18 protein-coding genes are annotated in these 21403 nt (G+C 74.4%); 7 read left to right on the top strand and 11 right to left on the bottom strand.

What is annotated here, in order from left to right; genetic code table 11:
• Positions 1 to 63: 63 nt before the first annotated feature.
• The 3 genes from rsmG to M3673_RS14445 all read left to right on the top strand — a co-directional run bounded on the left by rsmG (position 64) and on the right by M3673_RS14445 (position 2935).
• Complete coding sequence (gene rsmG, locus M3673_RS14455; RefSeq protein WP_251534476.1) at positions 64 to 759, top strand: 16S rRNA (guanine(527)-N(7))-methyltransferase RsmG; 696 nt, start codon at positions 64 to 66, stop codon at positions 757 to 759.
• A gap of 206 nt (positions 760 to 965) precedes the next feature.
• A complete protein-coding gene (locus M3673_RS14450; RefSeq protein ID WP_156697963.1) occupies positions 966 to 1886 on the top strand; it encodes a ParA family protein in 921 nt (306 codons plus the stop codon).
• On the top strand, positions 1883 to 2935 hold the full coding sequence (locus tag M3673_RS14445) for a ParB/RepB/Spo0J family partition protein (protein WP_251534475.1): 1053 nt from the start codon (positions 1883 to 1885) through the stop codon (positions 2933 to 2935). The genes M3673_RS14450 and M3673_RS14445 overlap by 4 nt, the downstream gene beginning before the upstream one ends.
• A 100-nt stretch (positions 2936 to 3035) precedes the next feature.
• On the opposite strand, the gene M3673_RS14440 is transcribed toward M3673_RS14445, so the two are convergent.
• Positions 3036 to 3806 carry a lysophospholipid acyltransferase family protein gene (locus tag M3673_RS14440; RefSeq protein ID WP_308196151.1) on the bottom strand — a complete coding sequence of 257 codons (771 nt, stop codon included), beginning with the start codon at positions 3804 to 3806 and terminating at the stop codon, positions 3036 to 3038.
• Positions 3806 to 5125 (bottom strand): PLP-dependent aminotransferase family protein, encoded by a 1320-nt coding sequence (locus tag M3673_RS14435; protein ID WP_056905117.1) that lies wholly within the window; start codon positions 5123 to 5125, stop codon positions 3806 to 3808. The genes M3673_RS14440 and M3673_RS14435 overlap by 1 nt, the downstream gene beginning before the upstream one ends.
• A gap of 153 nt (positions 5126 to 5278) precedes the next feature.
• Here M3673_RS14435 and M3673_RS14430 point away from each other — a divergent pair, with 153 nt between their 5' ends.
• Complete coding sequence (locus M3673_RS14430) at positions 5279 to 5962, top strand: GNAT family N-acetyltransferase (RefSeq protein ID WP_193661716.1); 684 nt, start codon at positions 5279 to 5281, stop codon at positions 5960 to 5962.
• Positions 5963 to 5992: 30 nt separating this feature from the next.
• Here the strand turns inward: M3673_RS14430 and trxA are convergent, their stop codons facing one another.
• The 7 genes from trxA to M3673_RS14395 all read right to left on the bottom strand — a co-directional run bounded on the left by trxA (position 5993) and on the right by M3673_RS14395 (position 16095).
• Positions 5993 to 6325 carry a thioredoxin gene (trxA, locus tag M3673_RS14425; protein ID WP_156697989.1) on the bottom strand — a complete coding sequence of 111 codons (333 nt, stop codon included), beginning with the start codon at positions 6323 to 6325 and terminating at the stop codon, positions 5993 to 5995.
• 85 nt (positions 6326 to 6410) lie between these two features.
• Positions 6411 to 7436, bottom strand: a complete 1026-nt coding sequence (gene trxB, locus M3673_RS14420; protein WP_251534474.1) for a thioredoxin-disulfide reductase — start codon at positions 7434 to 7436, stop codon at positions 6411 to 6413.
• 148 nt (positions 7437 to 7584) lie between these two features.
• Positions 7585 to 8421, bottom strand: coding sequence for a hypothetical protein (locus M3673_RS14415; RefSeq protein ID WP_251534473.1), 837 nt, complete (start codon positions 8419 to 8421; stop codon positions 7585 to 7587).
• Positions 8422 to 8561: 140 nt separating this feature from the next.
• A complete protein-coding gene (sigM, locus tag M3673_RS14410) occupies positions 8562 to 9305 on the bottom strand; it encodes an RNA polymerase sigma factor SigM (protein ID WP_251534472.1) in 744 nt (247 codons plus the stop codon).
• The gene (locus M3673_RS14405; protein ID WP_251534471.1) at positions 9302 to 11515 is read right to left on the bottom strand and encodes a protein kinase family protein; all 2214 of its coding nucleotides are present in this window, start codon (positions 11513 to 11515) and stop codon (positions 9302 to 9304) included. The genes sigM and M3673_RS14405 overlap by 4 nt, the downstream gene beginning before the upstream one ends.
• Before the next feature lie 267 nt (positions 11516 to 11782).
• Complete coding sequence (gene murJ / locus M3673_RS14400) at positions 11783 to 13594, bottom strand: murein biosynthesis integral membrane protein MurJ (protein WP_251534470.1); 1812 nt, start codon at positions 13592 to 13594, stop codon at positions 11783 to 11785.
• On the bottom strand, positions 13591 to 16095 hold the full coding sequence (locus tag M3673_RS14395; RefSeq protein WP_251534469.1) for a DUF6049 family protein: 2505 nt from the start codon (positions 16093 to 16095) through the stop codon (positions 13591 to 13593). Before M3673_RS14395 ends, murJ begins: the two co-directional genes overlap by 4 nt.
• A 75-nt stretch (positions 16096 to 16170) precedes the next feature.
• Here M3673_RS14395 and M3673_RS14390 point away from each other — a divergent pair, with 75 nt between their 5' ends.
• The 3 genes from M3673_RS14390 (at position 16171) to M3673_RS14380 (ending at position 19362) form a co-directional block, all read left to right on the top strand.
• The gene (locus M3673_RS14390) at positions 16171 to 17634 is read left to right on the top strand and encodes a CCA tRNA nucleotidyltransferase (protein WP_374108207.1); all 1464 of its coding nucleotides are present in this window, start codon (positions 16171 to 16173) and stop codon (positions 17632 to 17634) included.
• 32 nt (positions 17635 to 17666) lie between these two features.
• Entirely contained in the window at positions 17667 to 18140 is a 474-nt protein-coding gene (locus tag M3673_RS14385; protein WP_251534468.1) for an SRPBCC family protein, read from the top strand.
• A 97-nt stretch (positions 18141 to 18237) separates the two neighbouring features.
• A complete protein-coding gene (locus tag M3673_RS14380) occupies positions 18238 to 19362 on the top strand; it encodes a MerR family transcriptional regulator (RefSeq protein ID WP_251534467.1) in 1125 nt (374 codons plus the stop codon).
• 148 nt (positions 19363 to 19510) lie between these two features.
• On the opposite strand, the gene M3673_RS14375 is transcribed toward M3673_RS14380, so the two are convergent.
• Together M3673_RS14375 and M3673_RS14370 are read right to left on the bottom strand one after the other, a co-directional pair.
• The gene (locus M3673_RS14375) at positions 19511 to 20596 is read right to left on the bottom strand and encodes an inositol-3-phosphate synthase (RefSeq protein ID WP_193661724.1); all 1086 of its coding nucleotides are present in this window, start codon (positions 20594 to 20596) and stop codon (positions 19511 to 19513) included.
• Positions 20597 to 20608: 12 nt separating this feature from the next.
• Entirely contained in the window at positions 20609 to 21235 is a 627-nt protein-coding gene (locus M3673_RS14370) for a PadR family transcriptional regulator (protein ID WP_056865091.1), read from the bottom strand.
• Positions 21236 to 21403: the final 168 nt, after the last annotated feature.

The raw sequence follows: 21403 nt of genomic DNA, 5'->3' as shown, positions 1-21403 counted from the left end.
ACCGGCGTGTCCGAGGCTGACGTTCCACGTGAAACACCCTCCCCGCCCGACGCGGCCGGGAGGGTGTTCTCGCTCGACCGCCTTCCCCTGGCCGTCCGGCTGTGGGAGCTGCTGGCCGACGCCGGCGTGGTCCGGGGGCTGATCGGCCCGCGCGAGGTCCCGCGACTGTGGGACCGCCACCTTCTCAACTGTGCGGTGCTCGCCGACGCCCTGCCGGCGGGGTCCGCGGTGTGCGACATCGGGTCCGGGGCCGGCCTGCCCGGGCTCGTGCTCGCGGTGCGGCGGCCCGACCTGAGGCTGACCCTGGTCGAGCCGTTGCTGCGGCGCACGACGTTCCTCGACGAGGCGGTGGAGGAGCTCGGCCTCGACAACGTGCTCGTGCGCCGTGGACGCGCCGACGACCTCCACGGCGAGCAGACCTTCGACGTGGTCACCTCCCGGGCCGTGGCGCCGCTGGAGCGGCTTCTGGGATGGTCCATGCCCCTGGTGGCGCCGGAGGGCGCCCTGGTGGCGATGAAGGGATCCTCGGTGTCCGGCGAGGTGGAGGAGGCGCGCGGCGCGCTGCAGCGCTGGGGATGCGCGGAGCCTGAGGTGCTCACGCTGGGAGCAGGCACCGTCGATCCCCCGACCACGGCACTCCGGGTGGCCTGGTCCGACCCGGCGACGGTACGTTGGCCTCCGGCGCGGACGCGCGACGAGCCCCGCAGACCCGCCCGCGGGGCGTCCGCCCGTCGTCGTGGCGGTCGCCGCCCCCGCTGAGGGGCTCCGGAGTTATCCACCGGGACGCGCCCCTGCATTCCGCCTGTTCCACGCTCAGAGAGGCCAGTTCTCCACAGATGGCACACCATTCTCCACAGGGCGTACCGACGTCGTCAGACCAGTCAGTTTCACGTGAAACGGGAGCGGCGAGCAGCGGCCCCGGGTCCGCGGGGTCGTCGGGCTACACGGTGAGGACGGCGGGCGAGATGGCGGCGTACGAGCCCTCGCTGCACGACGACGCCACTCCCCTGGCCCGCGCGGCCGAGCACACGGTGCTGGCACGCGAGGGACGGCGCACGGGACCGGCACTCCCCCGGCCCCGTGAGACCCGCGTCTTCGTGGTGGCCAACCAGAAGGGCGGGGTCGGGAAGACCACCTCCACGGTCAACGTCGCCGCCGCCCTGGCCCAGCTGGGCCAGAAGGTGCTGGTGGTCGACCTCGACCCGCAGGGCAACGCCTCGACCGCGCTGAACATCGAGCACCGGCGCGGTGTCGCGTCGACCTACGACGCCCTGGTCGACGGCGCTCCCCTGGAGGAGGTCGCCGTGGCGTGCCCCGACGTGGCGGGCCTCATGGTCGTGCCGGCGACCATCGACCTGGCCGGTGCCGAGATCGAGCTCGTGAGCGTCGTGGCGCGCGAGGGCCGGCTGCGCAAGGCCATCCACGGCCATCCCCTGGTCGGCAGCCTCGAGGAGATCGGGGACGAGCGCATCGACTACGTGCTCATCGACTGCCCGCCGTCCCTGGGGCTGCTCACCCTCAACGCCCTGGTCGCCGGGGACGAGATGATGATCCCGATCCAGGCGGAGTACTACGCGCTGGAAGGGCTCGGACAGCTCCTGGAGACCGTCGACATGGTGCGCAAGCACCTCAACCCGGAGCTGTCGGTCTCCACCATCCTCATCACCATGTACGACGCGCGCACCCGCCTGGCCGCCGGCGTGGCCAGCGAGGTGCGCGAGCACTTCGGGGAGCAGGTGCTCCGCACCAACATCCCCCGCTCGGTGCGGGTCTCCGAGGCGCCGTCCTACGCCCAGACCGTGATGACCTACGACCCCGGCTCCCCCGGAGCGCTCAGCTACCTGGAGGCGGCCCGGGAGATCGCGACGAAGGCGGTGGCGGTGTGAGCGGCTCCCGGCCTCCCGCGCGTCGGGGCCTCGGACGGGGCCTGGGCTCGCTCATCCCGACCTCGGCCCCGCCGGCGGAGGCCGACGACGCCTCGACATCCCCTGACGCCAGCCCGGGACGCGCCGCCGCGGGCTCGGCCCCGACCCACGCCGAGGACGGCGCGGCGCCCGCGCAGGCCGACGTACGCCGGCCCGCGCCCGGGAGCACCGGTGAGGAGCTGGCCCCGGTGGCGGGCGCCTACTTCGCCGAGATCCCGCTCGACCAGGTGCACCCCAACCATGCGCAGCCACGGCAGGTCTTCGACGAGGAGGCGATGGCCGAGCTGGTCCACTCGATCTCCGAGGTCGGGCTGCTACAGCCCGTGGTGGTGCGGCGCACGGGGTCGGAGACCTACGAGCTGGTGATGGGGGAGCGGCGCTGGCGCGCCTCCCAGCAGGCCGGCACGGGCACCATCCCGGCGATCGTGCGCTCCACCGACGACACCGACATGCTGCGCGACGCGCTGCTGGAGAACCTCCACCGCAGCCAGCTCAACCCGCTCGAGGAGGCCTCGGCCTACGCCCAGCTCCTCGAGGACTTCGGCTGCACCCACGACGAGCTGGCGCAGCGGATCGGACGCTCGCGCCCGCAGATCAGCAACACGCTGCGGCTGCTGCGGCTGAGCCCGGCGGTCCAGCGGCGCGTGGCCGCGGGCGTGCTGAGCGCGGGCCACGCCCGCTCGCTGCTCGCCGTGGCCGACGCCGACGCTCAGGACCGGCTCGCCAGCCGGGTCGTGGCCGAGGGCATCAGCGTGCGCGCGCTGGAGGAGATCGTCGCGCTGGGGGAGACCGGCGGCGAGGACGAGCCGCGGGTGCGGCGCCGCAAGCCGACGGCACCGGGTCTGGCCGACCTGTCGGACCGGCTGGCCGACCGGTTGGAGACCAGGGTGAAGATCGACCTGGGCAAGAGCAAGGGCCGGATCACCGTGGAGTTCGCGACGCTGGAGGACCTGCAGCGGATCATCGACCTGATGGACCCGAGCGCGAGCACCGCGGCGTCCATCGACTGATTAATAGATCGTTTTGTCGACAAAACGATCTGTTGATCAATGCACGCGCCGAGAGTCTGAACAAGCGCCGACAACTGCCTGATCGGCGCTCCAGAGTTCGTCAGGAGCGATTCTGAGCGCGCTTCGCCGCGCGCCGCGCCGCGCGATCGCGCTTCTCGGCCGCGTCGAGCTCCTCAGCGCGCTCGGGAGTGGGCGCCGAACCGCCGTGACGGGCGGGGAGCCACCACGATCCGGGCGGCTGCTCGTCGGCGGGGTAGGCCGCGATGGTCTGGTCGAGCATGCGCGACATCACCGAGCGCAGCTCGGCGGTCTCGCCCACGGGGTCGGCACCGGTCGGGTGCAGGGGGGCGCCGACGGTGAGGGCGATGGTCTTGCCGCGGGAGAAGTCGCGGGCGTGGTCCTTGGTCATCATCCGCTGGGTGCCCCACATGATGACCGGCACCAGCGGCACGCCTGCCTCCGCCGCGATGCGCACCGCGCCGGACTTGAACTCCTTGAGCTCCATGGAGCGGGAGATGGTGGCCTCGGGGAAGATCCCGACGGCCTCGCCCTCGCGCAGCCGGTCGACGGCGGTGCGGAACGACGCGACGCCCTCGCCGCGGTCGACCTCGATGTGGTGCAGCGAGCGCATCAGCGGTCCGCCCAGGCGGTGGTCGAAGATCTCCCGCTTGGCCATGAAGCGCACCAGGCGACCCGACGGGTTGGCGGCCAGGCCGCCGTAGACGAAGTCGACGTAGCCGATGTGGTTGTAGGCCAGCAGCACACCGCCGCTGCGCGGCACGTGCTCGGTGCCCGTCATGACGAAGCGCTGCCCGAGCAGCTTGAAGCCGGTCTTGGCCGCGACGATGATCGGCGGGTAGGTGAGGTCCATCAGGACAGGTCCGTCCCGGGCGCGTCGTAGCCCTGGTAGGGACCGATCCCGCGCTCGGGGGCGGCGGCACCGAAGGTGGCCCGCAGCTCCATCTCGGCCTCGAGCACGCCGGCGAGGCGGCGTACGCCCTCACGGATCCGCTCGGGCGTGGGGTAGCAGAACGACAGCCGCATCGAGCTCGAGCCGTAGCCGTCGGCGAAGAACGCGGTGCCGGGCACGTAGGCCACCCGGGCGGTCACGGCGCGAGGGAGCATCGACTTCGCGTCGATGCCCGGGGGGAGGGTGAGCCAGACGTAGAACCCGCCGTCGGGGACGTTCCACTGGCAGGCCGCCGGCATGAGGTCCTCGAGCGCCGAGACCATGGCGTCGCGCCGCTCGCGGTACATCTCCCGGAACTGCTTGATCTGGCCCTGCCAGTCGTGGTTGGCGAGGTAGGCCGACACCGCCATCTGCGAGAACTGCGGCGGGCACAGCGTCGCGGACTCCTGGGCCAGCACGAGCTTCTCGCGCACCGGGTGCGGCGCCAGCGCCCACCCGACCCGGAAGCCCGGGGCGAAGGTCTTGGAGAACGACCCGAGGTAGATGACGCCCTCGGCCTCGTCGGCGCGCAGCGCGCGCATCGGCTCCTGGTCGAAGCCCAGCAGGCCGTAGGGGTTGTCCTCGAGCACCAGCACGCCCTCGCGGCGGCAGATGTCGAGGATGCGGGGGCGCCGCTCGGCCGAGAGCGTGATGCCGGCGGGGTTGTGGAAGTTGGGGATCGTGTAGAGGAACTTGATCCGGCGACCGGAGGCCTGCACCGAGGCGATGGCCTGCTCGAGGGCCTCGGGCACGAGCCCGTGGGCGTCCATCTCCACGTGCACGACGTCGGCCTGGTAGGCCTTGAAGACGCCGAGCGCACCGACGTACGACGGGGCCTCGCACAGCACGACGTCACCGGGGTCGCAGAAGATCCGCGTGACCAGGTCGACGGCCTGCTGGGAGCCCACGGTGACCACGACGTCGTCGGGGTGGGCCTCGATGCCCTCGAGGCGCATGACGTCGGTGATCTGCTCGCGCAGCTCCGGCACGCCCTGGCCCGAGCCGTACTGCATCGCGACCGGGCCCTGCTGGGTCACGAGGTCGCCGATGGCGCTGCTCACGACGTCGAGGGGGAGCCCGGAGATGTTCGGCATGCCGCCGGCGAGGGAGACCACCTCGGGCCTCGACGCGACGGCGAAGAGGGCTCGGATCTCCGAGGCGGTCATGCCGGCCGTGCGCGCGGCGTATCGGTCGACGTAGGAGTCGAGACGGGACTGTGAGCGCGCAGGCGTGGATTCCATGACCCCTCTAGCATGAACGATGGAGGCGACTCGCGCACGCGCGGATCGCTGTTCGGTCGGCCACCTTTGCCCTGGCCCGTGACGCGGGCCTGCGTGGAGGCAGGGTCGAGCGGCCACGAGCCCCGCCCGGTGCGGGGGAGTCCGGGAGGTCCCATGTCGCGCAGGGTCGTGCACCTCACCCTCGACCACCTCGCTGCGCTCGACGCGCCGTGCCGCGACTGCGTGTTCTGGCAGCTCGACCCGGTGCGGCGCGCCCGCGTCGACCTGGAGGGCGACGCGGGGGAGGAGAAGCGGGCGTGGCTCTCGGCCGTGCTGCGCGACTGGGGCTCCTGCGGGCGGGTGGTGCTCGTCGAGGGACGGCCCGTGGGTCACGTGGTCTACGCGCCGCCGGCGCTGCTGCCGAGCGCCGACGCCTTCCCCACCTCGCCGGTCTCGCCCGACGCCGTCCTGCTCGCCTCGGCGTACGTCGACCCCGCGCACGCGGGCGCCGGGCTGGGCCGGCTGCTCGTGCAGGCGATGGCGCGCGACCTCGTGGAGCGCGGCGGCTACCGCGCGGTCGAGGCCTTCGGCCGGGTCGACGGCCCCGACGCGGCGGGCCGGCGAGGACGGCAGTGCCTCCTGCCGGCCGACTTCCTGGGCCGCGTGGGCTTCGGCACACGCCGCGCCCATGGCGGGGTGCCGCGGATGCGGATGGACCTGCGCTCGGCGCTGACGTGGCGCGACGAGGTCGAGGTGGCGCTGGAGCGGCTGCGCGGGGTGGTGCGCCCCGCGCCCGCGCCGAGCCCGGACGCACGCGTCCCCGGCACCCCACGAGGGGTGCCGGGGACGGAGGAGTGAGCCCGCGGAGACCGCGGGTGCTCCGGTGCGTCAGGCGTTGATGAAGTCCGACAGCTCGTTGAGCAGCGTCGCCTTCGGGCGGGCGCCGACGATGGTCTTGACGACCTCGCCGCCCTGGTAGACGTTGATCGTCGGGATGCCGGTCACGCGGTAGGACGAGGGCGTGACGGGGTTCTCGTCGACGTTCATCTTCATGAAGGTGATCTTGTCGCCGTGGGCCGTGGCGATCTCGTCGAGGATCGGGGCGACCTGGCGGCACGGGCCGCACCACTCGGCCCAGAAGTCCACGAGGACCGGCTTGTCGGACTTGAGCACCTGAGCCTCGAACTCGGCGTCGGTGACGGCACTGATGTTGGCCACGATGATCCCTACTCTCTCTGCTGACGTCTGTGGTGGTGGAACGCGGCGCGCGGGGTGGTTGTTCCCCGCGGCGGCCGCGTGGGGCGGCTCAGAGCCCGGCGGTCTTGACCGCGTCGGTGGCGGCGGAGCCGGCCACGGCGTCCTGGGCCTCGGCGCGGGTGGCCGCGGTGTGGTCGAGCTCGGCGACGTAGCGCTCGGCGTCGAGGGCTGCGGCGCAGCCCGTGCCGGCCGCGGTGATGGCCTGGCGGTAGTGGTGGTCGACCAGGTCACCGCAGGCGAAGACGCCGGGGATGTTGGTGGCCGTCGAGGGGTGCTCGACCAGCACGTAGCCCTCGTCGTCGAGGTCGACCTGGCCGGTGAGCAGCTCCGAGCGCGGGTCGTGGCCGATGGCGATGAAGAGACCGGTGGCCTCCAGCGCGCGGGTCTCGCCCGTGGTGGTGTCCTCGAGGGTGAGCGACTCCAGCTTGTCGGCGCCGTGGATCTCCTTGACCGCGGAGTTCCAGACGATCTCGAGCTTGGGGTCGGCGAAGGCGCGCTCCTGCATGATCTTGGAGGCGCGCAGCTCGTCGCGACGCACGATGAGGGAGACCTTGGAGGCGAAGCGGGTCAGGAAGGTGGCCTCCTCGACCGCGGAGTCGCCGCCGCCCACGACCGCGATGTGCTGGTCGCGGAAGAAGAAGCCGTCGCACGTCGCGCACCACGAGACGCCGCGGCCCGACAGCTCGTCCTCGCGGGCGATGCCGAGCTTGCGGTAGCCCGAGCCGGTGGCGAGGATCACCGAGCGCGCGGTGTAGGTGTCGGTGGCCGTGCGCACCGTCTTGATGTCGCCGGTGAGGTCGACCTCGACGATGTCGTCGGAGACCAGCTCGGCACCGAAGCGCTCGGCCTGGGCGCGCATCTCGTCCATCAGCGCCGGGCCCATGATGCCGTCGCGGAAGCCGGGGAAGTTCTCCACCTCGGTGGTGTTCATGAGCGCACCACCGGCGGTGACCGAGCCCTCGAAGACCAGGGGCTCCAGGCTCGCGCGCGCGGCGTAGACCGCGGCGGTGTAGCCGGAGGGACCCGAGCCGATGATGATGACCTGTCGGGTGACGTCTGGGCGGGTGTCGGACATGGAGTCCAGTCTCCTCGGGATGACGGGGGCGGTGCCTGGGAAGGGGTGCTGCGGCACCTGCGGGTGGAACCGATCCTAGGTGAGCGGCATTCCCGGGCCCGCGCCGTCGCGCCCGCGGGTCCGGGTCGCGGCGGTGTGTGGTGGCGGCTCAGCGCCGGGGGAGGGTGACCGAGCGGAGCACCTCGGCGGTGCCGCACTGGAGCAGGTCGACGACCTGGGTGTCGCCGGCCGGGCTGCGGAAGGCCAGCACCGCGGGCTCGCCGGCGTAGCGCACGCGCACCAGCAGGCCGGGCCCCCAGTCGGCGCTCTCGCAGACGTCCCACTCCGCGAGGGCGCGGGCGGCCCGCCGCGCCGAGCGCTCGGCGAGGGCGTTGAGGCTGCTGTCGTTGCTCGGACCGGCCAGCTCCTCGGAGCCGTCGTCCTCGGCGGCGAAGGCGTCGACGCGGCGGGCGGCGGCGGAGGCCTCGTCGCGCACCCGCGAGACCGAGCCGGTGAAGTCCCGCTCGGTGAGGCGGCGTACGCCGGGCACCGCCAGCTGGGCCGACTCGAGGAGGCCGTCGGCGGCCTCGGCGTCGGACTCCGTGTCGGCCCGGTCCTCGGTGGCGGGAGCGGTCTGGGACGGGTCGGCGCCCGACCCGGCGGAGCCGGCCGCCTCCGCGCCGGCGTCGGAGGTGGACTCGCCGGCGTCGCCCGAGCCGGCGGGGGTGAGCTCGGGGACGACCTGGGCGGCGCCGACACCGACCACGACGACGGCCGCGGCCGCCACGAGGAGCCGGGTGACGCGGCGTCGCCGGCGCGCCTGGTGGGCGGCGAGGTCGATCGGGGCCGGGGAGGTGGCGACGTCCTCGCCGGCGTCGAGGCGGGCCAGCACCTGGTCGAGCCGGGCGGCGACGTCGACCGGGAGGGGCTCGGTGTGGCGGGCGTCGGCCAGCCGCCGGGTCACCTCCCGCTGCTGCTCGGGGGTGAGGTCGGGGTCGTGGGCCATCGGGCTCCTCCTCTCGGTGCTGGCGGTGGTGGTGCTGCTGGTGGTGGGCGCGGAGCTGGTCGTGCTGGTCGTGCCGGTCGGGGGCCGGGTCAGGTGCCGGCGTCGGTCGGGGCTGCTGGTCCAGTGTGGCGGGGGCCCGGTCAGGCCGGTGGGCCTCGCGGGTCGGCCTCGGATCGGACGGCCGCCGGCGTGGTCGGGTTCCGCGGCTCGGGGTGGTCGTCGTCACGCCGCTCGCGCAGCACCCCGAGCAGCGGCGCCAGCCGGGCCCGGCCGCGCGAGCACCGCGACTTCACGGTGCCGACGGCGCAGTCGAGCACGGCGGCCGCCTCGGCCACCGAGTAGCCCTCCATGTCGACGAGCACCAGGGCGGCGCGCTGCTCCGGGGGCAGCGAGGCCAGCGCGGCGAGCACCTGTCGCCGCTCCTCGGCGCGCACCGACCGGTCGGCGGGGTCCTCGGCCTCCGGCGCGGCGGAGAGGCGCGAGCCGCGGTCGCCGTACTCCTCGAGGTCGTCGGGCAGGGCGTCGGTGCGGCGCACGCGCGCCGCGCGGAGGCGGTCGAGGCAGGCATTGACCACGATGCGGTGCAGCCAGGTCGTCACGGCGGCGTCGCCGCGGAAGGACCCCGCGCGCCGGTAGGCCGCGATCATGGCGTCCTGCAGGCCGTCGGCGGCGTCCTCGGGGTGCCCGGTCGTGCGCAGGGCCACCGCCCACAGCCGGTCGCGGTGGCGGGCGAAGAGCTCGCCGAAGGCCGCGTGGTCGCCGGCGACGTGGGCGTGGAGGAGCTCGACGTCGCTGCGGGAGCCGGCGCCGGCCTCGTCGGCAGTGGCGCCCTCGGGGTCCTCGGCGTCGTCGGGTCGCGGCCCCGCCGCCCCGGGCTCGCTCACCCGCGGACCTCGACCTCGGCCACCTCGCCGCGCCAGCCGCCCTCGACGGCGGGCAGCGAGGTGAGCCAGACCGTGAGGTAGGAGCCGGTGACGGGCTCGTCGAGCACCGCCCGCTGCTGGGTGCCGCCGGAGGTCTCGGCCACGGGGTCGAGTCCCTCCACGTCGGTGGGGGCGGTGTCGGTGACGTAGAGCGCGGTGGCGGTGCCCTCGCCGACGAGCGTGAGGTCGACCTCGCTGACCTCCTGCTCGCCGCCGAGGTCGACCACCAGGCCCACGCCGGTCTTGAGGCCGCCCGGCCCGAAGTTCTGGAGGTACGTCGCGGTGCGCCAGACCGTCGCGGGGTCGCCGTCGACGGCGAGCGGGGTCAGCTCGGGGTACTCCTCCTGCGGGGGGTCGCCCTGGGGGTCGAGGTCGCTCGCGCTGAGCCCCGTGAGCGGGGTCGGCGCCGCGGTGGGCGTGGCCGACGCCGACGCGCTCGGGGAGCTCGACCCCTCGGGCTCCGGCTCGGCGCCCAGGGGGGTGCGACCGCGGCCGACGTTGACGGCGACCACGACGCCGACGAGCAGCACCAGGCCCAGCAGCAGCGCCGCGGCCAGGCGGAAGGTGTTGCGACCGGGGACCTCGCCCGCGGCGCCGTCGTCGGGTTCGGCGTCGTCGCTGCCCGGCGGGGGCGGCGGCGCCGCGGGCCCCCACGGCCAGAACTCCCCCGACTCCGCCTGCTCGGCGCCGGGGCGGGCGCGACGCACGGGGCCGCCGTCGTCGGGCTCGGGGGCGAAGAGCGGGCGCTCGGGCGGGTCCTCGAAGGGCGGGGGCGGGGGCACCGGCTCGCTGCGCGCCTGCAGCCAGGACACGTCGTCGGTCTCGTCGTCGAAGATCGGCAGCCCGGCCTGGGTGGGCTGCTCGGCGGCCACCGGGGCGGGGGAGGACCCCGCGAGCAGACCGTCGCCGGGCGTCGAGGAGCGGGTGGCCTCCTCGGCGTGGGCGGCCCGGGTGCTGTCGTCCGCCGGGTGCGTCGCGGTGACGGTGCCTGCGTCGGTGTCGGTGTCGGCCCCGGTGTCGGCCCCGGTGTCGGGGAGCGCCACGACGGTGGTGGGCGCGTCGGTGGCCGCCTGGGGGCTCTCACCGGCGGTGTCGGTGGGGGTCTCGGGGGTCCCTCCGGTCAGGGGCACGACCGTGGTGGGCTCCTGGTCAGCAGGCTCCGGGCCGGGGGTCTGGGAGGCCGGGGAGGCCAGGGAGGTCTGGGAGGGCGCGGGACCCAGCGGGTCGCTCGAGCGGACCGGGGCCGCTGCGGGCGTCGCCGCCACGGCCGGCCCGGCGGTCGTCACCGCGGTGGTCACGGGGGCCGGGGCCGGTGTCGGCCCGGGGACCGCGGGCAGGCTGATGGTCTCGTCGCCGCGGTCGACCAGGCGGGTGGCGAGCTCCTCGGGGATGCCGACGGGGTCGCCGACGAACTCCACCAGCTGGTCGGCGAGCGCCTGGGCCGTGGCGGGGCAGCGGGGGTCGTGGCCCCGCTGGGCGGCGGTGGCGGGGTTGAGGACGTTGTCGCACAGCTGGTCGAGCATCCGGGGGATGCCGGCGCGCACCTGGCGCGGGCGCAGCAGGCGCCCGTGCTCCTGCGGGGCCGGCACGACGACCGACCCGGAGATGCCGGCCCACCGGCCCGTGAGGGCGGCGTACAGCAGGCCGGCGAGGTCGGTGAGGTCGTCGTCGGGGTCGGTGTGGGTCAGCCCGTGGAGGGCGGCGTCGACGCACAGGCCGATCAGCCGCACCGAGCCGTTGCGGTCGACGAGGACGTTCTCCGGGTTGAGCCGCCCGTGCGAGACCCCTGCCCGGTGGGCGGTGGCGGCGGCGGCCGCGACCTCGGCGACCAGCCAGGCCGCCCGCCGCGGAGCCAGCGGACCGCCCGCGGCCAGCATGATGTCGAGCGACGTGCCCGACCCCCACTCGTTGACGACGTAGCAGAGGGCGTCGGTGCGCTCGGCGTCGAGCACGCGCAGCACGTGGGGGTCGTGCACGGTGGCCGAGCGTCGCGCGGCCTCGAGCAGGCCGGCGGCCCGGTCGTCGTCGGCGGCGATGACGTGGATCGCCACCTGCCGCTCCAGCACGCGGTCGTGGGCCCGCCAGAAGCGACCGTCGCCGCTCTCGCTGAGCAGGTCGACCAGCCGGTAGCGACCGGCGAGCTGGTCTCCGTGCCTGATCGAGTGGGGCACCGCGGTCCTGGCTCCTTCGTGCGCTGGGGGCGGGCGTCGGGCCCGGGCCAGCCGGGCGCGCGGGCGCCAGCGGCGCCCGGACCATGGTAGGCGCCCGGGTCGGGACGGGGCGACCGACGTCGCACAGCCGCGAGACGCCCGCGCCGGGTGCCGTACGCCGGGTCCGGACCGCCCCTGGCCCGGGCGTCGGGCCGGAGGTGCCGGCTCCGGGGGAGTGCCAGGAGGGAGAGGGGCAGGGGAGACCGGGGGAGTGCGGGGAGCCCCGGGTCAGCGGCGCCCGAGGCGCCCGGTCACGGTGGCCAGCACGTCGGTGACCTCGGTGAGCCGGAAGACCCGGGCCAGCGCCAGGAAGGCGACCACGTCGACCAGGGTCACCCCCACGCCGCGGGCCAGGGTCGGCAGCACGGCGGCGTCGAGCGGCAGGTCGCCCAGCAGCGCGGAGACGGCGTAGGCCAGGCCGGTCGACAGCGCGACCACCAGGCCCAGGCGCACCAGGAAGCGCGAGGTCGTGCGCCCGCCGAGGTCGCCGGTGCGGCGCTCGAGCACGGAGTAGGAGAGGGCGGTGCCGACGAGGTAGGCCGCGGCGTAGGCGGTGGCCAGGGCGGCCGAGGTCGCGGCGGCGTCGGTGAGCGCCACCAGGACGACGGCCGCGCCGATGTTGGTGGCCGCGACGCCGCACTGGATCCAGAACACGGTGCGGGTGGCCTCGAGGGCGTAGAAGCCGCGCAGCATCAGGTAGTGGACCGTGAAGAGCACGATCCCGGGACCGAACAGGGCCAGCGTCGGCACGGCGTTGGGCCACGACTGCGAGGCGGCGGCGTAGCCCCACACCACCCGGGCGACCTCGGGCGCGACCACCGGCAGCAGCGCGGCGAAGGGCAGCAGCACGGCCAGCGAGGTGCGCAGCGTCGCACCCAGCGAGCGGCCCAGCCCGGCGAGGTCGCCGTCGGCGGCGCGCTGGGAGAGCCGCGGCAGGATCGCCGTGGCCAGCGAGACCGTGATGATCGAGTGGGGCACCATCACGATGAGGAAGGCCGAGGCGTAGACGGCGTTGCCGGTGCCGTCGGCGCTGCCGTCGGCCACGCCGGTGCCGGCCAGGCGCACCACCACGGTGTAGGCGACCTGGTTGACGATGACGAAGGCCACCGTCCAGCGGGCCAGGCGCAGGGTGTGGCCCAGGCCCGTGCCGCGGAAGTCGAAGCGCGGACGGAAGCGGAAGCCGGCCGAGCGCAGGTAGGGCACGAGGATGAGCAGCTGCGCGGCGATGCCGAGCGTCGACCCCAGGCCCAGCAGCAGCTCCTGGGAGGGGCTGAAGGGGCCCACGACCTCCGCACCGGAGGCGGCGCCGAAGACCACGAGGTAGACCACCAGCACCGCGACGGCGATGACGTTGTTGGCGATCGGGGCCCACATCATCGGCCCGAAGCGGCCGCGCGCGTTGAGGATCTGCCCGACCAGCACGAACATGCCGTAGAAGAAGACCTGCGGCAGGCAGTAGCGGGCGAAGTCGATCGCCGAGTCGCGCGCCTCGGGCGGCCAGGAGTCGGGCAGGTAGATCGCCATCACCCAGGGCGCCACCGCCACCAGCAGCAGCGTCACCGCCCCGAGGAACAGCAGCGCAAGGGTCACGACCCGGTTGGCGTAGGCCTCTCCGCCGTCGGGGTCGTGCTTCATCGAGCGCACGAGCTGGGGCACCAGCACCGCGTTGAACACCCCGCCGGCCAGCAGGATGTAGAGCATGTTGGGGATGGTGTTGGCGACGGTGAAGATCTCGCCGTGCAGCTGGATGCCCAGCGCCGCGGCCAGCAGGGCCGAGCGCACGAAGCCGCTGAGCCGCGAGACCACCGTGCCGGCGGCCATGACCGCGCTGGAGGAGAGGATCGAGCGCTGCTCGGCCGCCGACGACTCGGCGGTGCCGCGGCTCCCGGGGGTGCCGGGGCTCCCGGCGGCTGAGGGGTCGGAGGGGCGCGCCTCCTCGCGGGCGGCGCCCACCGCCTCGAAGGAGCCCGTGGGGTCGTCGACGGCGTCGGCGGCGTCGCTGTAGCCGACGACGGGGGGGCCGGGGGCGCGGTGCCTCATGCGGGGGTGCCTCTCGGCGCGGGCGCCGGGTCGCCGGCGCTGCCGGGGGTGGTGGCGGGGGTGGTGTCGGGGAGGTCGTCGGCCGAGCCGGCGTCGGACGGCCGGTCGGACGGCCCGCCGCGCCGCGCGTCGCGGAGCCGGCGTACGAGGCGCAGGCCGATGGTGCCGAAGAGCAGCACCAGGCCGGTGCCCATGATCAGCCAGATCACCTGGCTGACCTGCGCGGAGCGCACGGCGAGGTCGTCGCTGGAGCCGAGCACGCGGCCCTCCTCGTCGGTGAGCACCAGACGCAGGTCGTGCACGCCGAGCTCCGAGGTGCTGGCGTTGAGCAGCACCGTGGTGGCGCTGTCGGCCGGCACCTCGATGCTGCCGGGCGGTCCCTCGATGGTCATCGGCCGGTCGGACTCGTAGCGCAGCCGGATCGTCACCGGCTGGTCGAGGCCGTTGACGATGGTGGCGCCGAAGCGCCCGCTCTCGCTCGACAGCGTCACCGCGCGGGGCGCCATCACGTCGACCTGGCCCCGCAGGGCGTCGATGCTCGCCTCCGCGGCGCCGGCCGAGGCGAGGGCGTCGAGCGGGGCGGTGCGCGCGGTGTAGGAGACCGAGGCCAGGGCCTGGTCGAGCACGGCGGTGCCCACCTGGTCGTTGAGCGTCAGCAGGTCCTGGAGCGACTCGCCGGCCGTGATGAGGTCGTCGGCGGCCTGGAAGCCCGAGGCGGGGAGCGTGATCTCGCGCTGGTGCTCGGGGTAGGTGAGGTCGTCGCCGGCCACCGAGGCGTCGCGCGCGGTCTCGTCGGCGGTGGCGTCCTCGACGGTGGCCAGGTCGACCCAGCCCTGGTCGAGGCCGGAGAAGAACTCCTCACCGTCCTCGGGGAGCCAGTCGAAGGGCAGCACGGTGACCAGCGGGTGGTGGCGTCCCTTGGCCAGCACGCGCACGGCGGCCTCGGCCAGGATCCGCTGACGCATGGCGGTCGCGGTGCGCTGCTCGCCCGGTCCGGGTCCGCCCGCCACCGCGCCGGAGGAGGTGAGCACGACCCGGCGACCGTCGACGGAGGCGACCGCGGGCAGGGTGCCGGCGTCGTCGCGCAGCTCGGCCGCCCGGTCGCGGGGCACGGCGCGATCGGTGAGGAGGACGGTCTCGCCGTCGACCGCACCCGCGACGGCGGCCCCGGGCAGGAAGCCCACCGGGGAGCCGATGGCCGGGGTGGTCTCCACGCCGAAGGGGGCCAGGGTCGACCCGCCGCGACGCCGGGCGCGGTCGTAGAGGTCGGGGTCGTGGGCCTGCGCTCCGGCCACGTCGACGTCGCCGTACGGCAGCGCCAGCACCTGGCTGTTGGCGCCCAGGGCGTCGCCGAGGTCGTCGAGCCAGGTCTGGCCGGTCTCGGCCGCAGCGGCCGTCACCGGGTCGAGCGGGTCGACGTCCTCACCCTCGCCCTCGCCGCTGCTCCCGTCACCCGCGCTGGTCGTCGGGTCGCCGGGGCTCGTGGGCTCCGCACCGGCGGTGCCGAGGGAGGCGGAGGGGGAGCCCGACGCGTCGCCCGTGTCGCCGCCGGCGCCCGACCCGCCGTCGGCCGGGGAGTCCCCGTCGGAGCCCTCCCCGTCGCCGCCGGGCTGCTGCGGGTCGATGGTGGGGGCCAGCGAGCGCTCGGGGTTGCCGGCCGCGAGGCGGGTGACGGCGTCGGTGAGCGCGGGGTCGACCAGCCAGCTCACCGGACGCGACCCGGCCGCGGCCCCGAAGTCGAGCAGCGACCGCAGCCGGCCGCCCTCGCCGAGGTCCTCGTCCCAGTCCGCGACGTCGTCGAGCGCGCCCTCGGGGGTGTAGTCGAGCTGGCGGCGCAGCGGCACGACGATGGAGACCGGCAGCGAGCGCTCCCGCAGCCTCACGAGGGGCAGGAAGGTGCGGGCGCGGCCGTCGGCGGTGTCCTCACGACCGTCCTCGTTCTCGCCGTTGGCGTGCACGCCGAACCAGTAGACGCCCGGCTCGGTGACCTCGATGCGGTTGCTGGGCAGGGTGATCCGGTAGTCGGCGCTCTCGCCGGGGGCCAGGGAGTCGATCGTGTCGTAGGGCCCGGGGTCGGTGATCCGCTCCCCGACGTAGGACAGCGGGTCGGAGGCCACGGCGGCCCGGAGGTCGCCGGCGGTGGTCAGCGGCGCGTCGCCCACCACGGGGTAGAGGTTGATGGCCGACCACGCGGTGTCGTCGAGGTTGGTCACGGTGCCGGTCACGCGCACCGGTCCCGACTCGGGCACGACCGAGGGCGTCATCGACTCGATGGTCACCGACAGCGGCTCGACCGGCTCCTCCTCGGCGCGGCGCGGCAGGGGACCGGTCGCCGGGCGCAGCACCGACCCGGGCTGCACGGTGGCGGGCTGCGGCGCGGCGGACAGGCTGGTCGGGGTGGACGCGACGGCGGGTGCGGCGCCCGGCCCGAGTCCCGCGGCGCCACCGGCGACCGCGACCACCGCCGCGAGGGCAGGCAGCAGCGAGGACGGGCGGGACACCCCCCGATGCTAGACGGTGTCGCTGTGGCTCCCGGGGAGCGCGGCACCGCCCGGGCGCGGATAGACTGCCCGCCCGTGTCGACCGACGATCCCGCACCGCTGCGCACCCCCGGCCCCCTCAGCGTGGTCGAGGTGCAACGGGCCGTCACGACCGAGCTCGACCGCATCGCCGAGGTCATCGACGAGCTGGGCCGCCGCTTCAGCGCCGCGGGCCACGAGATCGCCCTGGTCGGCGGGCCGGTGCGCGACGCCATGCTGGGCCGCGCCCACAACGACCTCGACCTCACGACCTCGGCGCGCCCGGAGGAGACCGAGCGGCTGATCAAGGGCTGGGCCGACGCGACCTGGGACATGGGGCGGGCCTTCGGCACCATCGGCTGCCGCCGCGGCGAGTGGCAGGTCGAGATCACGACCTACCGCTCCGAGGTCTACGACCCGTCCTCGCGCAACCCCGAGGTGCAGTACGGCGACTCGCTGGTCGGCGACCTGGGCCGGCGCGACTTCACCGTCAACGCCATGGCCGTGCGCCTGCCCGGCCGCGAGGTCGAGGACCCCTTCGGCGGCGTCGTCGACCTGGCCCACCGGGTGCTGCGCACCCCCGGCACGCCGGAGGACTCCTTCTCCGACGACCCGCTGCGCATGCTGCGTGCCGCACGCTTCGCCGCCCAGCTCGGCTTCACCGTGGACCCGGGCGTCACCGCGGCGATGACAGCGATGGCCGACCGGATCTCGATCATCTCCGCCGAGCGCGTGCGCGACGAGCTGGTCAAGCTCATCTGCGCCCCGCACCCGCGCCTCGGGCTGACCCTGCTGGTCGAGACCGGCCTGGCCGAGAAGGTGCTGCCCGAGCTGCCGGCGCTGGCGCTGGAGCGCGACGAGCACCACCGCCACAAGGACGTCTACGAGCACACCCTCACGGTGCTCGAGCAGTCGATCGACCTCGAGGAGCGCCTCGGCGGCGGGCCCGACTTCGTGTCGCGCTTCGCCGCGCTCATGCACGACGTGGGCAAGCCCCGCACCCGCAAGTTCCTCGACGACGGCACGGTCACCTTCCACCACCACGACGTGGTCGGCGCCAAGATGACCCGCAAGCGGATGAAGGCGCTGCGCTTCTCCAACGACCAGATCGAGGCGGTCAGCCGGCTGGTCGAGCTGCACCTGCGCTTCCACGGCTACGGCTCGGGGGAGTGGACCGACTCCGCCGTGCGCCGCTACGTGCGCGACGCCGGCGACCAGGTCGAGCGCCTCCACGTGCTGACCCGCGCCGACTGCACGACCCGCAACCGGCGCAAGGCCGAGCGACTGCGGCGCACCTACGACGAGCTCGAGGAGCGCATCGCCGTCCTGGCCGAGGCCGAGGAGCTCGACGCCCTGCGCCCCGACCTCGACGGCAACGCGATCATGGAGCTGCTGGGCCTCCCGCCGGGCCGCGAGGTCGGCGAGGCCTACCGGTGGCTGCTGGAGCGGCGCATGGACCGCGGACCGGTCGAGCCCGAGGTGGCGCGCGAGGAGCTCCTCGCATGGTGGGCGACACGCTGACGCGGGTGGCGTACTGACGGTACGGTCCGGGCATGACCGACACCACAGCCGCCCCCGACGAGCTGGAGGCCTCCATCGAGGTCTCCACCTCCCCCGCCCAGACCTGGGCCCTGGTCTCCGACCTGCGCCGCATGCGCGAGTGGAGCCCCCAGGTGCTGCGCACGTTCATCCCCGGCGGGCCGGTGAGGCTCGGCAGCCGCATGATCAACGTCAACCACCGCGGCGCGCTGGTGTGGCCGACGACCGCCAAGGTCGTGCGCTTCGAGCCCCACACCAGCGTGGCCTTCCGGGTCGCGGAGAACCGCACGATCTGGTCCTTCACCCTCGAGCCCACCGACGGCGGTGGCACGCGGATCGTGCAGCGCCGCGAGGTGCCCGACGGCATCTCGACGCTGTCCAACACGCTGGTCGGCGTGGCCATGGGCGGGGTGCCGACCTTCGTCGGCGAGCTCCGGCAGGGCATGCGCCAGACGCTGGAGCGGATCAAGGCCGAGCTCGAGCGCTGAGCCCGGGCCGTGGGGCCCTTGACCTTGACCCTGCGGCAGGCCGCACGGTCTCCTCACCGGTGGATCCCCCACCGGTGACGAGGACCCAGGAGGCGGCGTGGACGGACCGGCCGGCAGGAGCGGCGCCACGCGGCTGATGAGCATCGGCGACTTCGCGCGCGCCAGCGGGCTGACGCCCAAGGCGCTGCGGCTCTACGACGACTCGGGCCTGCTGGAGCCGGCCGAGGTCGACCCGCACACCGGCTACCGCTGGTACGCCGAGCAGCAGCTCGCCCGCGCCCGGCTGGTGGCGCGGCTGCGGCTGGTCGGCATGCCGCTGGCCCGCATCCGCGTCGTGGCCGGGCTCGGGCCCGCCGCCGCCGTCGCGGAGCTGGTCTCCTACGGGCGCCAGCTGAGCGCCGACACGGCCAGCGCCCGCGCCCTCCTGGCGTCCCTCGTCGACGAGCTCGGCCACGCGCCGGACGAGGAGACCCCGATGAGCACCGACGACCGCCGCACCACCCCGGACCACGGCAGCCCCGTGCTCCCCGGGCCGACCCTGCGCTGCGCCGCCCGTCTCGAGCAGGGCGGCCGGGCCACCCAGGAGGACGCCGTCCTGGTCGGCACCCGGCTGGTGGCCGTCGCCGACGGCGTGGGCTCGGCGGGCGGCAGCGGCGAGCGCGCCGTGGCCGCCCTCGCGGCCGCCGAGCGCGACGGGCTCCTCGACGATCGGCTCGACGGCGCAGCGGCGCTGGGCGCCGTCGAGGCGGTGCTCGCCCGGGCCGCCGCGGCGCTCGCGCCCGGCGACGCCACCACCCTGACGGCGCTGGCGCTGCACGCCGGCCAGCTGGTCGTGGCCCACGTGGGCGACTCGCGGGCCCACCTGGTGCGCGAGGGCCGCCTCACCCGGCTGACCCGCGACCACACGGTCGTGCAGACCCTCGTCGACGAGGGCCGCCTCACCACCGAGGAGGCCCGCTCCGACGAGCGGCGGGTGCAGCTCAACCGCGCGCTCGAGGGCGGCCGCCCCGCCGAGCCCGACCTCGCCGTGCACGCCGTGCGGCCCGGCGACCGGCTGGTGCTCACCACCGACGGTGTCCACGGACGCGTCGGACCGGCGGTGCTGGCCGACCTGCTCGCCGGTGGCGGGGACCCGCAGGAGGTCGCCGACGCCGTCGTCGCGGCGGTGGAGGCCGCCGGCGCCGACGACAACCTCGCCGTGGTCGTCGTCGACGTGGCCTGACCCGACCAGGCCCGATCCGGCCCGGCCCGGCCCGGCCCGGCCCGGCCTGGCCGACGTACGACGACAGCGCCGGTCCCCTCGCGGGGACCGGCGCTGCCGGGTGCTGCCGGGTGCTGCTGGGTGCTGCGGGGTGACCGGTGCTGCTAGGTCACTCCTCGCCGCGGATGAAGGCCTCCACGCGACGGCGGCCCTCGTCGTCGGGCAGCTGCACCGGCGGGGACTTCATCAGGTAGGACGAGGCCGAGATGATCGGGCCGCCGATGCCGCGGTCCTTGGCGATCTTCGCCGCGCGCAGCGCGTCGATGATGATGCCGGCCGAGTTCGGGGAGTCCCAGACCTCGAGCTTGTACTCGAGGTTGAGCGGGACGTCGCCGAAGGCGCGACCCTCGAGGCGGACGTAGGCCCACTTGCGGTCGTCGAGCCACTGGACGTAGTCCGAGGGGCCGATGTGCACGTTGCGGTCGTGGATCTTGTCCGCGAGCTCGCCGTGCAGGTTGGAGGTGACGGCCTGGGTCTTGGAGACCTTCTTGGACTCCAGGCGCTCGCGCTCGAGCATGTTCTTGAAGTCCATGTTGCCGCCGACGTTGAGCTGGTAGGTGCGGTCCAACGCGACGCCGCGGTCCTCGAACAGCTTCGCCATCACGCGGTGGGTGATGGTGGCGCCGACCTGGCTCTTGATGTCGTCGCCGACGATCGGGACGCCGGCGTCCTCGAACTTCTTGGCCCACTCGGGGTCGGAGGCGATGAAGACGGGCAGGGCGTTGACGAAGGCCACGCCGGCGTCGATGGCGCACTGGGCGTAGAACTTGTCGGCCTCCTCCGAGCCCACCGGGAGGTAGGACACGATGACGTCGGCCTGGGTGTCCTTGAGGACCTGGACCACGTCGACCGGCTCGGCGCCGCTCTCCTCGATGGTCTGGCGGTAGTACTTGCCGAGGCCGTCGAGGGTCGGGCCGCGCTGGACCTCGACACCGAGGGTCGGCACGTCGGCGATCTTGATCGTGTTGTTCTCGGAGGCGTTGATGGCCTCGGAGAGGTCCTTGCCGACCTTCTTGTCGTCGACGTCGAACGCCGCGACGAACTCGACGTCGCGCACGTGGTAGTCGCCGAACATCACGTGCATGAGACCAGGCACGGTGGTGTCGGGGGTGGCGTCCTTGTAGTACTCGACACCCTGGATGAGGGAGGTGGCGCAGTTGCCGACTCCCACGATGGCTACTCGAACCGAACCCATCGGATTCCTTCCTTACTTCTGCTGGTCGGCCGCGGGGCTCGCGGGCGGTGTGGTCGTGCTGGTCATGCGGTCGGGACGACGGGCGAGGTCGTCGGCGACCCGCTCCGCGTCGATGAGGTCGGACAGCCAGCGCACCTCGCGCTCGACCGACTCGACCCCGTGTCGCTGGAGCTCGGCCGCGTAGCGGTCGACCTCCTTCTGCGTCATCGAGAGCTGGCCCTGGACCCGGTCCAGCCGCTCCTGGAGGCGGGTGCGCCGTCCCTCGAGCACCCGCAGCCGGATCTCCATGTCGGTGCGTCCGAAGAAGGCGAACCGGATGTCGAAGTTGTCGTCCTCCCAGGCGGTGGGACCGACCTCCGACATCAGCCGCTCGAACTCGCGGTGGCCGGCGTCGGTGACCTGGTAGACGATGCGCGGCCGGCGGCTGACCGGGGTGCCCGGTGCCTGCGTGGCCGCGACCTCCTCGATGAGGCTGCCCTTGAGCATCTTCTTCAGCGTGGGGTAGAGCGAGCCGTAGGACAGCACCCGCCCCCACCCGAGCATGAGGTTGAGCCGCTTGCGCAGCTCGTAGCCGTGCATGGGTCCCTCGTGCAGCAGCCCGAGGACTGCCAGCTCGATGGTCTCTCCACGACGTGCCATGCGACCTATCGTAGCGATATATCCGTCGAACGCGAACGCTGGACCTATCCAGGTCACCGTGTCGCGTGACACGTCGTACGCCGGTGTCGGCGCGGGCCGGGTGCGTACCCTGAGGGACGGTCCGGGGGCGCCGCGCGGCGCGCTGCGGGCCGGGACGACCCTCGAGCA

Origin of the sequence: Nocardioides sp. P86, from assembly GCF_023712465.1 — a bacterium.
Lineage (GTDB): Bacteria > Actinomycetota > Actinomycetes > Propionibacteriales > Nocardioidaceae > Nocardioides > Nocardioides kribbensis.
This window is presented reverse-complemented; position numbering and strand designations above follow the sequence as displayed.

What these genes read in the sequence shown, in the direction of transcription:
- M3673_RS14440 (WP_308196151.1), bottom strand. Translation starts at nt 3,806, where the DNA reads ATGGACCTCACCTACCCGCCGATCATCGTCGCGGCCAAGACCGGCTTC.
- M3673_RS14385 (WP_251534468.1), top strand. Translation starts at nt 17,667, where the DNA reads ATGACCGACACCACAGCCGCCCCCGACGAGCTGGAGGCCTCCATCGAG.
- M3673_RS14450 (WP_156697963.1), top strand. Translation starts at nt 966, where the DNA reads ATGGCGGCGTACGAGCCCTCGCTGCACGACGACGCCACTCCCCTGGCC.
- M3673_RS14415 (WP_251534473.1), bottom strand. Translation starts at nt 8,421, where the DNA reads ATGGCCCACGACCCCGACCTCACCCCCGAGCAGCAGCGGGAGGTGACC.
- M3673_RS14430 (WP_193661716.1), top strand. Translation starts at nt 5,279, where the DNA reads ATGTCGCGCAGGGTCGTGCACCTCACCCTCGACCACCTCGCTGCGCTC.
- M3673_RS14370 (WP_056865091.1), bottom strand. Translation starts at nt 21,235, where the DNA reads ATGGCACGTCGTGGAGAGACCATCGAGCTGGCAGTCCTCGGGCTGCTG.
- M3673_RS14435 (WP_056905117.1), bottom strand. Translation starts at nt 5,125, where the DNA reads ATGGAATCCACGCCTGCGCGCTCACAGTCCCGTCTCGACTCCTACGTC.
- murJ (WP_251534470.1), bottom strand. Translation starts at nt 13,594, where the DNA reads ATGAGGCACCGCGCCCCCGGCCCCCCCGTCGTCGGCTACAGCGACGCC.
- trxB (WP_251534474.1), bottom strand. Translation starts at nt 7,436, where the DNA reads ATGTCCGACACCCGCCCAGACGTCACCCGACAGGTCATCATCATCGGC.
- M3673_RS14375 (WP_193661724.1), bottom strand. Translation starts at nt 20,596, where the DNA reads ATGGGTTCGGTTCGAGTAGCCATCGTGGGAGTCGGCAACTGCGCCACC.